9 protein-coding genes are annotated in these 11,812 nt (G+C 65.4%); 1 reads left to right on the top strand and 8 read right to left on the bottom strand.

What is annotated here, in order from left to right:
• From ACE3UY_RS18920 to ACE3UY_RS18890, 7 genes are all read right to left on the bottom strand, one after another.
• Nucleotides 1–1,172 (bottom strand): AAA family ATPase (locus ACE3UY_RS18920; RefSeq protein WP_374689038.1); only part of this gene is annotated, 1,172 nt, incomplete at its 3' end.
• 24 nt (nucleotides 1,173–1,196) lie between these two features.
• Nucleotides 1,197–2,234, bottom strand: a complete 1,038-nt coding sequence (locus ACE3UY_RS18915) for a hypothetical protein (RefSeq protein WP_374689037.1) — start codon at nucleotides 2,232–2,234, stop codon at nucleotides 1,197–1,199.
• A gap of 267 nt (nucleotides 2,235–2,501) precedes the next feature.
• On the bottom strand, nucleotides 2,502–3,314 hold the full coding sequence (locus ACE3UY_RS18910; protein WP_374689036.1) for an ABC transporter permease: 813 nt from the start codon (nucleotides 3,312–3,314) through the stop codon (nucleotides 2,502–2,504).
• Nucleotides 3,315–3,317: 3 nt separating this feature from the next.
• Entirely contained in the window at nucleotides 3,318–4,133 is an 816-nt protein-coding gene (locus tag ACE3UY_RS18905; RefSeq protein WP_374689035.1) for an ABC transporter permease, read from the bottom strand.
• 16 nt (nucleotides 4,134–4,149) lie between these two features.
• On the bottom strand, nucleotides 4,150–4,965 hold the full coding sequence (locus ACE3UY_RS18900; RefSeq protein ID WP_374689034.1) for an ABC transporter permease: 816 nt from the start codon (nucleotides 4,963–4,965) through the stop codon (nucleotides 4,150–4,152).
• Nucleotides 4,966–5,059: 94 nt separating this feature from the next.
• Nucleotides 5,060–6,091: an ATP-binding cassette domain-containing protein gene (locus tag ACE3UY_RS18895; RefSeq protein WP_374689033.1), complete on the bottom strand. Its 1,032-nt coding sequence runs from the start codon at nucleotides 6,089–6,091 to the stop codon at nucleotides 5,060–5,062.
• A gap of 244 nt (nucleotides 6,092–6,335) precedes the next feature.
• Complete coding sequence (locus ACE3UY_RS18890) at nucleotides 6,336–8,399, bottom strand: transketolase C-terminal domain-containing protein (RefSeq protein WP_374689032.1); 2,064 nt, start codon at nucleotides 8,397–8,399, stop codon at nucleotides 6,336–6,338.
• 205 nt (nucleotides 8,400–8,604) lie between these two features.
• Here ACE3UY_RS18890 and ACE3UY_RS18885 point away from each other — a divergent pair, with 205 nt between their 5' ends.
• Nucleotides 8,605–10,959 carry a trypsin-like serine protease gene (locus ACE3UY_RS18885; protein ID WP_374689031.1) on the top strand — a complete coding sequence of 785 codons (2,355 nt, stop codon included), beginning with the start codon at nucleotides 8,605–8,607 and terminating at the stop codon, nucleotides 10,957–10,959.
• A 55-nt stretch (nucleotides 10,960–11,014) separates the two neighbouring features.
• On the opposite strand, the gene ACE3UY_RS18880 is transcribed toward ACE3UY_RS18885, so the two are convergent.
• A partial coding sequence (locus tag ACE3UY_RS18880) for a PLP-dependent aminotransferase family protein (RefSeq protein ID WP_374689030.1) occupies nucleotides 11,015–11,812 on the bottom strand: 798 nt, incomplete at its 5' end.

Raw genomic sequence — 11,812 nt, 5'->3', positions numbered from 1 at the left:
TGCTCGTTCAACCGGGCGCGGCCGGAGACGATCACGCGCATGTAGGGGAACAGCGCCTGTAAATCGTTGAGGAAATCCCACAGAGCGAGGGTGAAGTCAAAGCTCAATTCCTGCACGCGCTCGAATGTGTCCAGCAGCAGCACCAGCCGCAGTTCCTGCGCCTGAGGCAGTTCGGTGATCAACCGCCGCAGTTCATAAAGCGATTGGGAGAGGCCCTCACGCCCCTGGACGATGGCCCGCTGGCCCGCCTCGCGGTAGGCTCCCTTTGCGCCTGTCCCCTGCCCGGTCCGCGCCAGGCGTCCGGCAGCCGACTGCGCCAACTCCGTAAGCCACTGCTGGCGCAAGTCGCGAGCCATGGGCTTGATCGGCAGCAATTGGAGGCCCAGTTGCCGCACCAGTTCGGCCAACAGCGTCACCGGCTCCTCCGGCAACAGCGTCGCGCGGTCGAAATCCCAGTAGGCGAAGGCGAAGTTTGGCGTGCGGGCTTCGTCTATCGTTTCCAGGACGAACTTAGCCAGAAGCGTGGACTTGCCCACGCCGCCCGCGCCGTAAATCATTAAGGGCAGCGACTGGTAGATGGAGCGCTGGGGCTGAACCTCGGCCAGGTAGCGGTGCAGGCGCGCCAACTCCTCGCCCCGGCCGCGGAAGTGGTCGCCAACCAGCTGGCGGAAGGGCTGCAAGAGTTGCTGCCACTCCAGCCGGTCGATCACATCCTGGCGGCTGGGCAGGCCGTCGATCACCCCTTCCAGCCAATCGAGCACTTGCAGCGTGGCGGTCAGTTCCTCAACCGTCTGGTCTTCCAGCCGGGGTAGCTTTTTCGCGATCACTGCTTCGAAGATGCGTTGCAGGGTATCCTGCGGGCGGAGTTTGTTGGCTCGCAATGCGCGTTTGATCGCCGGCCGCATGCCTAGGGCTATCAGCGCCGGCCGCCGCACGCTGTTGCGCAACGTCCACTGCCAGCCCTCGCTGGCGGTCTGCGCGCGCTCGCACTCCTCCAGCAGGTCTAGTACTGCATCCTCGTTGCCGTCATAGCGACGATCCAGTGGGCGCAGCGCCTCGGGGTTAAAGGTTGACAGCACGGCCGCCGCAAAACGGTAACTTTGCAGCGCCAGCTCCTCCGGCGTCAGTTCCGGAACGTCGCTAACGCCGGGCGCTTTTGACTGTGCTGCCATAACTGTCTCCGTGGGAAAGCCGCTTCAGCCAAGACCTAACTCGGTCGTCGCTTCCAGGAGCAAATCTCTAAGCAGCGTGTGGCGCTTCAGGCGATCGGCTTCGGCCGATACGCGGTCGAGAATCGCTTGCGCCTTGCTGCCCACCAGTTGGACGTCAAAAGGTGCGCCGGCTGCCTGGGCGGTGTGCAACGTTTTGAAGTAGTGGTCGACCAGGTCGGTCGCCGCCCACCCCCCGATGGTCAGCCGATCCGTCATCAATTCGGCCGACGGCGGCAGGGGATTGTCGCCCACATCCAGCAGCACCAGACGCAGCGCCCGCGGTATGTTGGCGATGTGGCTGGCCAGGGCGTTGAGGAAGTCGAGCAGCCCCGGATCGGGCGTGATCTTGGACAGGCTGTCAATGATGATCCACCAGGTCTGGCCGGCGGGTGTCTTCGATGCCAGCCACTCGCTCAACTCGGTAGCGTGGCTGGAGCTTTGGCTGACCTGGGCGGGTACGGGTTCATTCAGCGACCAGGCCAGTAGAATGCTGCGCACGAGTTTCTCAGCCGTCCACAACTGGCTGTTCTCACTTAGGTCGCAGTAGAAGATGTGGAACCCCTTTTGCTCTTGAATGGCCGACACAAAGCTGGGCAGCTCTTTGGAGTAGCTCTTGCCGCTGTCCGGCGGCCCATTGACGACCAGGATGGGGACGCCGCCCGGCTGCGCCATCTTCTTGAACGCATCGCGGACTTTGGGTCGGTTGATGAAGGGCCGGCCGCCGCGGGCGAAGCAGGAGGCGAACGGATCGTCCAGCGCCGTGCCCCGTCCGAACCGCTCTCGCAGCGCCTTCAAGATCGCCTCGACCTCGGCAATGTCGGCGATTAGGGGCACTGGTTGGTTGTTGAAGTGATCGACCAACGCGATCAACAGGTCGGCCGTCCAACTGTTGCGCTCGGCGTCATCGAGGATGTCCATGATGGCGCTGCTCAAATCGGTGGGTTGCCGCACCACGTCGTCGAACGACGCGCCGGCGTCGCTGACAAGGCTTTTCAGCTCGCCCAGCGCGAAGCGCGCTCTCATCAGTCGCTTGATCCGTTTGCGCTCGCTGTCATCAAGCATGGCACGATACCCATTCTGCGACTTTCTCAGACGATACCAATACAAACATTGGGCCGCGGTGTATTCGGTTTTGGCTGACGAAGTTCAAGCCGAACAAGTTCGGCGCTTCTATATCTCTAGCCACGCGACTGGCTATCTCGCGTTGAGTGGGCTATAGCATAGCAAAAGGAGTAAGGCGTCGCAAGACCCAATCCGGCAATTTCGCCCTACCGACGTACCAAAGCTGGTTCACGTCCCCGTGCTGCCATAGTGCCGCAGCCCGAAGCGCCACACCGCCAGACCTACGACCATCAGCGCGGCGGCCACGGCCGGCGCGCCCCAGGCCAGCGCCGGCGCGACCTCGCGCCCCATCAGGTAGAGGGATGGATAGAACGAGGCGAAGCCGTAGGGGATGAGCAGGGTCAGCAGGACGGTGATGGCCTGCGGGTAGATGACCAGCGGGTACTTGGCGAACTCGTGCATCTCAAACACCACGCGCGTCACGGGAACCGAGTCCATCAGCCAGAAGCCGCTGACCGAGGTAATCAGGTTCAGGGCGATGAAGATGACCCCGCCGCTCAGGGCCATCAGCGCCAGATAGGCGACGTGCAGCGGCGTCCACGTAATGTCGAGCCGCCCCGCGGCGATGATAATCAGCGCCAGCCCGACCAGGAAGTTGCCGATGCCGTCGTGGCAGAAGCGGTCGGCCAGCAGGTGAAACAGCGGATCGACCGGCCGCACCATGAAGCGGTCGAACGTACCCGTGCGCACGTAGTCGCGGCCCAGCGTCCACAGGTTGTCGGCGAACATGTGGTTGATGGACTTCGACAACGTGATCAGGCCATAGATGAGCAGGATTTCGGCCAGGCTCCAGCCCTTCAAGTCGGGAATCTGGCTCATGACGACCCAAATCGTTAAAAGGCCGGCCGCCTGCAGGAAAATGGTCGAGGTCGCGCCGATCAGGAAGTTGGCGCGATACTCCATCAGGATCTTCAGGCGATTCTTGAAGAACAGCCAGTAGAGCGCGGCGTAGTGCGGCAGCGCGGTAGCCCGTGCGACCATGACCTAGCCTCCTTGTACCGTGATGACGCGCAGCGCGCGCCGGAACATGATCCGCGACAGCGCCAGCAGACCGACCAGCGCCACAACCTGCATGAGCCAGATGCGCGGCATGGCGCTCAGCGGCGTAATGCCGCTCAGCAGCGACACCGGCAGGTAGACTGCCTGTGAAAACGGCAGGATACTCGCGATGGTGCGCAGCCAGTCGGGCATCATGTTCAGCGGGATGAGCGCGCCGCTGAAGAACAGCGCCAGGCCGAAGCGGGCGACGCTCAGGCCCCAAACCTCAGTGCTATAAAAGGCCACGCAGCCGATGATCCAGTCGAAGCAGAACATCACCGTGTAGCCGAGTACCATGGTGACGGCGAAAGCCAGCCAGATCAAAGGCTCCGACGGCAATTGCAGGCCGTAGACCAGCCAGATGAACAGAGCCAGCGGCGCTTGTAACACCAGGTTGAGGCCAATGTGGGCGACGTTCTGGACGTACATCCCCCCCTGGTAATCCAGCGGTCGCAACAAGGCCGCCGCGATCTGTCCCTCGCGTAGTCCTACACCGAAGTCGTAGAGCTTATCGGTGTTCATGCTGGCGTTGCCGATGAGTTGCGCCAGCAAAATGTAGTTCAGCGTCTGATCCAGCGTCAGCCCGCCGACCGTTTCGGTCGAAGCGAAGACCGCCCGCCAGAAGGCCACGTAGATGACGACGAAGATCATCTGGACGAAGAACTCCATCCAGACCCAAATGCTATAAGCCATGAACATCTTGGGCGTGACGGCAGCCATCGCGCCGTAGCGCCGCAACCCATTTTTCAACGCGATTGTCATAGGTCGTTCGTCCAGTTCATCCGCCCTGCACCGTCACCACGCGCACCGCCCGGCTGAAGGCCAGCCGCGACAGGACGAGCAAAACGGCCAGATAAGCCAACTGCATCAGCCACAGCCGCGGCAGTGCGCTCAACGGCGTCAGCCCGCTCAGCACCGAGATGGGCAGGTAGACCGCCTGCGAGAAGGGCAGGACGGCGGCGATAGTCCGCAACCACGCTGGCATCATCGCCAGCGGGATCAACATGCCGCTGAAGAACGTCGCGATCCCGGCGCGCGCCGTCGCCAGGCCCCAGGCGTCTGTGGTATAGAACACGGCGCAGGCCACTATCCAGTCGAAGCAGAACATCACCGCGTGGCCCAGCAGTTGAGTGACGACGAAGGCCAGCCACACCAGCGGGTCGCCGGGCAGGCGCAGGTCGAAGACGAGCCAGGCGAAGATCGCTAGCGGTGCTTTCATCATGACGTTCAGCCCCAGGTGAACCAGGTTTTGCAGGTACATCGCGCCCTGAAAGTCCAGGGGCCGCAGCAGGGTAGTCAGGATGCCGCCATCGCGCACCAACTCGCCCATCGAGCGCAGCATGTTCGTCTGATACACGCCATCGTGAAAGATGCGCGCCATCATGACGTAGTTGAGCGTCTGCGTCGCCGTCAGCCCGCCGACCTCGCTCCGTCCGGCGAAGACCGCTTGCCAGAAGGCCACAGTGATGGCGAGGGCTATGAAGTCTATGACGACGTTGAACCAGATTTGAAACTGGTAAGCCAGGAACAGCTTGGGCATCATCGCCGCCATCGCGGTGTAGGCGCGCCCTCCCTGCGTCAGCCGCCAGACCATAATCCCCTCCGCTCATTTCACAACAGATATACATACCGGTTCGCCAACACCGCTCTCAATAATCTGCGAAATCTGCGGATGTTCCTTTCTTCTGTCAGACCGGGACAACGGCGACGGGCGCGCTCTCGATCTCGTCACTCGTTGCTTCCTTCAGCCCGCCCCGATAAATCTGCTTGACCACCAGCGACAAATCCGGCTCCTTCAACGACAGGTCAATCACCTCGATCTGGCTCATGACGCTGGCGCTGACCCGGCTGGCCGAGGTTTGCGTCCGGTCGAAGCGCAGCGCCAGCCGCCGCTCGCTCTTCTCCAGCAACTCCGCCCCCTCCGGCACGACCAGCCCGTTCAGGTCGGCGGCCGTCTCGAAGATGATCTCGCGATACTTGCCGAAGCGCTGTTTGATCGTGTCCAGCAAGCCATCGTAGATGAGCACGCCGTTGTCGATGATCAGCACCCGCTTGCACAACTCCTCGATGTCGCCCAGGTCATGGGTCGTCAGCACGACGGTCGTGCCCTTCTCCTGATTGACGCGCTTGATGAACTCGCGGATGCGTTCCTTCACCAGCAGGTCGAGGCCGATCGTCGGCTCGTCCAGGTAGACGATGCGCGGCTCGTGGATGAGCGTCGCCGCCAACTCGGCGCGCATCTTCTGGCCCAGCGACATATTGCGGATGGGTATCTTCAGCAGCTCCTTCAGGTCCAGCGTCTCGCTGAACTCCGCGATGAGCTGCTTGAAGCGCGCGTCGGGCACTTCGTAGATGCGGCCGACCATCGTCAGCGACTCGATGAGCGCCAGGTCCCACCACAACTGCGTGCGCTGGCCGAACACGACGCCGATATCGCGGGCGTTGGCGACGCGCTCCCGGTGTGGGTCGCGGCCGAGCACGCTCACGCGCCCGCCCGTCGGCGTCAGGATGCCGGTTAGCATCTTGATCGTCGTGGACTTGCCCGCGCCGTTGACGCCGATGTAGCCGACGATCTCGCCCGGCTCGATGGTGAAGGTCACATCCTTGACCGCCGTCTTCGACTGGAAGCGCGGTCGGAAGAGCGCCTTGAACGCTCCGGCCACGCCGGGGTCTTTCTCCGGAATGCGATAGACCTTCGTCAGGTTCTCTGCTTGAATCATGGTATGTCCTGCAATCGTCGTCCTGGCGGCGCCATAGAACCAAACCGGCAACTGAACTAACCGTTCAATAAGGGAGGAGGCGGCACTTAGCGTCGACGGGGGCGGCGTTGCAAGCGATAGTATAGCCCGCTTGGCGCGCTGATGGTGTAAAGCGGGATACTACCTCACAGGTGCGACCCACTTTCTGAAGTGGGTTGCGCCTTCTGAAAAATCTGCGTAATCTGCGAAATCTGCGGACGATCTCTTAATACCCCAACAACCACTCCATTCGCTCCCGAATCTGTTCCACCCGCGGGATCATCCCGTCCATCAGCCCCGTGTTGAACGGCACGGGCACCGACGGCGCGCCCAGCCGCAACACCGGCGCGTCCAGGTCCAGGAATGCCTCCTCGACGACAACCGCGGCGATCTCCGCCCCAAACCCGACCAACTGGAAATCCTCGTGCACGATGAGGCAGCGCGCTGTCTTCCGCACCGAGGCCAGCACCGCTTCCCGATCCCAGGGCACAATCGTCCGCAGGTCGATGATCTCGATATTGCCGCCGGCCGCGTCGGCCGCCGTCTCGCAGCGCTCCACCATCGCCCCCCACGTGACCACCGTCAGCGCCTCCCCCGGCCGCACAATCCGCGCCCGGCCAAAGGGCAGCACGTACTCATCCCCCGGATAGGCGCGCCGGGCCGAGGGCGCGTCAAGCATGGCCCGGTGCTCGAAGAACATCACCGGGTCATCGCCGCGCAGCGCCGCCCGCAGCAGTCCGACGGCGTCCTCGGCGTTCGATGGATAGGCCACGCGCCAGCCGACGGCGTGGGCGAAGGCCGCCTCGTCGGTGACGCTGTGCCACGGGTCGCCGATGCGCCGGAAGCCGCCCGGCATGCGCACCACCAGCGGCGCGGCGAAGCGCCCGGCCGTCCGCCAGCGCGTGGAGCCGATGTTGTGCAGTTGCTCCGTGGCCGGGTCGGCGTACTTGCGGAACTGGATTTCCGGCACGGGCATCAGGCCGGCCAGCGCCATGCCGGCCGCCCGGCCGATGATACCCTCTTCCGACAGGCTGGTGTCGAAGACCCGCGCCTCGCCGTACTTGTGTTGCAGTCCCAGCGTCGCCGCGTGCACGCCCCCCTTGTGCCCCACATCCTCGCCGAAGAGCAGGCAGCGCGGGTTGGCGGCCAACTCCCCGTCGAGCGTGCGCCGGATGGCCTCGACCATCGTCAGCCGGCGCGGGTCGGGTGGCTCGGGCTGGTCAGTGCCCGCCGGCAGGGTCACGCCCGCGGCGGCCAGCCCACCGACCGTCGGTCGAGGCGAGCCGGCGGCCCAGACGCGGCCGGTCACCCGCGCCGGATCGGGTTGGGGTTGGGCCAGCGCCGCGTCGCGCGCTGCGGCCACGTTGGCCGCCGCCGTCTCCTCCAGCGCCCGCCACTCGCCCTCGTCCATGATCGATGGGACGAGGAAGCGGCACAGGGCCGGGATAGGGTCGCAGGCCCACTCGGCGGCGCGTTCCTCTTCGGTCTTATAGGCCTGGTTATCCACGCTGGAGTGGCCGGAGAGGCGCGGCACGGTCAGGCGCAGCAATCCGGGGCCGCCTCCGTCGCGCACGTGGGCCACGGCCGCCGCCGCCAGCGCCGCCGCTTCGGCCGGGGCCGTACCGTCGCCATCCCAAATGGCCAGGTCGCGGAACGAGGCCAGGTTGGCGGCGATATTCCCGCCCGGCGTCTGGAGCCAGCTCTTGACGGAGATGGCGTAGTTATTGTCCTCGATGACGAACAGCAGCGGCAGGCGCAGCGTCGTCGCCATCGTCAGGGCTGACCAGAAGCCATTGCTGGCGACCGACCCCTCGCCGCCAAAGACGACGGCGATACTGCCGGCGGCATCCGCCTCGCCCAACTGGTCGCGCCGATAGCCGATGGCCTGGGCATAGCCGGCGGCGGGCGTGAACTGCGAGCCGACGTCGGCGGCCATGGGCAGCACCAGCGCCCGGCCGCGCCGTGGCAGGTTGAACACCACGCCCACGTCGCGCCCCTCGCTCATGCCGCCGGCGCGGGCCATGTCCGACGCGAACGCCTCTTCCAGGGTCAGGCCGCTGCCGAGCATGAACGGGCGCGAGCGGTAGTAGACCGAGGCGGCGTCGAGCGGCCGGGTCAGCAGTTGGGCCAACAGCAGTTGGCCCAATTCGTGGCCGCGGGCCGAAAACTGGTAAGTGACGTGCCCCTGCGGCGTCAACTCCCGCTCTTCCATCTCGTCCATCAGCCGCGAGGCCAGCGCCAGCCGCGCCACCTCGCGCCAGTCGAAAGCGAACTCGTTTTCCTCGCTCACGCCGCGCTCCTTGGGCGCTTGGCCCGGAATGTAAAAAGGGCCAAGCCCGGCCCGATATTTTTACCCGCGGCGGCCGTTTTACCAAATGATCGCCCGTTGAGCCATTGCATTTTCGATTGTGGTTATCCATAATTTACCTACAAGGGTTTGGTCGGGTCTTGCGTGTAGTGTGCCAGACGCCCCCGATCGATAGGGAAGGTCCACCATGTTCCATAGTCCGTTGTTCCGGTCTGGCTATCGCGCGGCCTATCTGAGCGCGGCCCTTTTGGCGTTGACTATTGGCCTGTTGGCGGTCGTCCCGGCGCGCACGCACGCGGAGCCGCCCGAGCCGAACGTCCCAACGATCATCGGCGGCCGCGAGGCCGACCCCGGCGAGTGGCCCTGGCAGGTGGCGCTGATCTACGCCGGCGGCGACCTGTACTGGGACCAGTTCTGCGGCGGCTCGCTCATCGACGCGCAATGGGTACTCACCGCCGCGCATTGCGCCGCCATCACCGACGCGAGCGGTCTCCAGGTGGTCGCCGGCATCCACGATCTCGTCGTGCCTGATCCCAATTATCAGGTGCTCGACGTGGCTCAAATCCTCATCCACCCCGATTACGGCATCGCCACGCAGTACGATAGCGACATCGCCCTGCTGCGTTTGGCGACGCCGGCCGACATCCGGCCGGGCGGCGAGACCGTGCTGCCCATCGAGCGGGTGCGGATTGTGGGCGAGGATGTGGGGCCGCTGGCCGGAGTAGAGGCCACGGCTACTGGCTGGGGCATGAGCGACCTGTGGACCAATACCTATCCGGCGAGGCTGCGCGAGGTCGAGCTACCCATTGCCACCCAGCAGGCGTGCGCCGAGGGCTACGGCGGCGGAATTACCGATACAATGCTGTGCGCCGGCCCGCTCGAGGGGGGCAAGGACACCTGCTACGGCGACAGCGGCGGCCCACTGGTCATCTACGACGCGGGGCGCGCGGCCTGGGAGCTGGCCGGCGTCACCAGTTGGGGTTCGGGCTGCGCCCAGCCCGGACTACCGGGCGTCTACGCGCGCGTGTCGAAGTTTTCCGCATGGATATTGGGTCAGACGGGCATCGTCTATGAGCCGGACTTCCGCGTCAGCGTGGAGCCGGCGGCGGCGGCCGTGTGCGCGGGGACGCCGGCGCAGTTCGTGGTGACCGTCGCGCCGCGGCTGGGCTTCGCCGAGCCGGTCACTTTGCACGCCCTCAATCTGCCCCCGGCGGCCAGCGCCCGGTTCAACCCGGCCACGCTCACGCCGCCGGGGACGAGCGCGCTGACCATCAACACGGCCGGCGTGGCTGGCGGGACGTATCAGGTACAGGCGCGGGGAACCGCTCCGGGGCTGGAGCACGCGGCCGGCCTGGCGCTGACGGTGTCCGCCGGCCAGCCCGCCGCGCCGCAACTGGTCGAGCCGGCCGCCAACGCCGCCGATGTGGACGTTCATACGGCGTTCACCTGGTCGGCTATCCCCGGCGCGTTGCAGTACCGGCTGGAAGTGGCTTTGGACGAACTGTTCAGCCACGTCATCTACAGCGCGACCGTCGCCGGCACAAGCCACAAGCCGGATGCGCGTTTGCAAGGGGGGACAGCATACTACTGGCGGGTGACGGCCGAAAACGCCTGTGGCCGCACCACGTCGCTCCCTTTCCGGCTGATCACCCAGGTGATGTACTGCCATACGGTGAATCTGCCCATCCCCCCCGACAATGTCACCGCCTCTGACGTGATGGTGCTGGACGAGCCCGGCATTGTAGACGATCTGAACGTCTATGTGCGCATCGACCACACCTATGTGACCGACCTGTGGGCCACCCTGACCTATGCCAATTCGGGCGAATCGGTGCTGCTGCTGCACCGGCCGGCCTATGGCCTGTTCTGTGAGCAGCGCACCAACATCGACGCCACAATCGCTGATGAAGGTATGGCCCCGCAAGACCTGGCCTGCCAGACGGAGCCGCCGGCTATTAGAGGCTCCATTGCGCCGGTGGGTAAGCTATCCTCGCTGAGCGGCCTGCCATTAGCCGGAGGCTGGCGGCTGAACGTGATGGATGAGGTGAGTCTCGACGAGGGGACGTTGGTCGAATGGTGCCTCATCCCGACCCTGAAGCCAGCGTTTTGCGATGGCGTGACCGCCATGCCCAAGGCTGAGTGTGAGGCGCTCGATGCGCTCTATACCGCCACCGGCGGTTGGCAGTGGGATCGCAACGCCGGCTGGCTGAGCGACAAGAACCCGTGCAACTGGTACGGCGTGCAGTGCCAGAACGGGCACGTGGTGGGGTTGGCGCTGGCGAATAACGGGCTAATGGGCGGGCTGCGGCCGCAACTGAGCGCCCTCTCTTCCCTGACGACGCTGGAGCTATCGGGCAACCCGGACTTGAACGCGCCGCTCCCGCTGTCGTTGGCGGGTTTGGCGCTGGAGCGCTTCTGGTTCGATGACACCGGCCTGTGCGCCCCGCCTGACGGCCGCTTGGCCGGGTGGTTGGCGAGCATCGCCGACGTAAGAGGATCAGGCGAGGCGTGCGCCGTGCGTTACTCGCCTATTATTAGATAGGGCTAGGAAAGAAGTATCTCACAGAGTGCGCATCTGAGGATGCGGACTCTGTAGGCTACCCTACCGCATCCGCCAGGCGGCGCACGCCTTCAACGATGTCGGCCTCGTTCAGGCCGCTGAAGCCGAGCAGAATGGAGGGCGGGGCGGGCTGCTCCAGATGATAGGGCGCGCCGCCGTAGACGCGCACCCCGCGCGCCGCCGCCTCGCGCACCAACCCCACCTCGTCCACCTCCGGCTCCAGGAACAGCATCACGTGTAGCCCGGCGGCCACCGGCGAGAAGTAGACGCGGTCGTCCAGGTACTCCGCCAGCGCGCCGGCCAGCGCCGCCCGCCGCTGGCCGTAGAGGTGGCGCAGGTGGCGCAGGTGGCGCTCGAAGTGCCCCTCGCCGATGAAGTCGGCCACGGCCGCCTGGGTCAGCGTCGGCGCGCCGCGATCCACTAAATCCTTGGCGCGGGTGAAGGGCGTCACCAGCGCCGGCGGCAGCACCAGATAGCCCAACCGCAGCGCCGGGAAGAGCACCTTGGAGAACGTGCCCAGGTACACCACCCGGCCGTCCTCGTCCAGCCCTTGTAGCGCGGCCAGCGAGCGCCCTTCGTAGCGCAGGTCGCCGTCGTAGTCGTCCTCCACCACCACCGCGCCGCGCTCCCGCGCCCAGCCGAGCAACGCTTGCCGCCGGGCCAACGGCATCGTGCCTCCCTTGGGGAACTGGTGCGACGGCGTGACGAAGACGAACCGCGCCCGGCAGCCGGCGGGGATGCGGTCGACGGGCAGCCCCTCGGCATCCACCGGCAGGCCGACCAGCCGCGCCCGGTGCAGGCGAAACAGGGTGAAGGCGTCGCGGTAGCCGGGCGT

This window comes from Promineifilum sp. (SeqCode) (assembly GCF_041918635.1).
In the GTDB taxonomy this organism is placed as follows: domain Bacteria; phylum Chloroflexota; class Anaerolineae; order Promineifilales; family Promineifilaceae; genus Promineifilum.
Note: the sequence above shows the minus strand (reverse complement) of the source record. Positions and strands in the feature narration are given on the sequence as shown.

Excerpts from the sequence above, each read along its gene's own strand:
- ACE3UY_RS18915 (WP_374689037.1), bottom strand. The coding sequence starts at position 2,234 with ATGAGAGCGCGCTTCGCGCTGGGCGAGCTGAAAAGCCTTGTCAGCGAC.
- ACE3UY_RS18910 (WP_374689036.1), bottom strand. The coding sequence starts at position 3,314 with ATGGTCGCACGGGCTACCGCGCTGCCGCACTACGCCGCGCTCTACTGG.
- ACE3UY_RS18905 (WP_374689035.1), bottom strand. The coding sequence starts at position 4,133 with ATGACAATCGCGTTGAAAAATGGGTTGCGGCGCTACGGCGCGATGGCT.
- ACE3UY_RS18900 (WP_374689034.1), bottom strand. The coding sequence starts at position 4,965 with ATGGTCTGGCGGCTGACGCAGGGAGGGCGCGCCTACACCGCGATGGCG.
- ACE3UY_RS18895 (WP_374689033.1), bottom strand. The coding sequence starts at position 6,091 with ATGATTCAAGCAGAGAACCTGACGAAGGTCTATCGCATTCCGGAGAAA.
- ACE3UY_RS18885 (WP_374689031.1), top strand. The coding sequence starts at position 8,605 with ATGTTCCATAGTCCGTTGTTCCGGTCTGGCTATCGCGCGGCCTATCTG.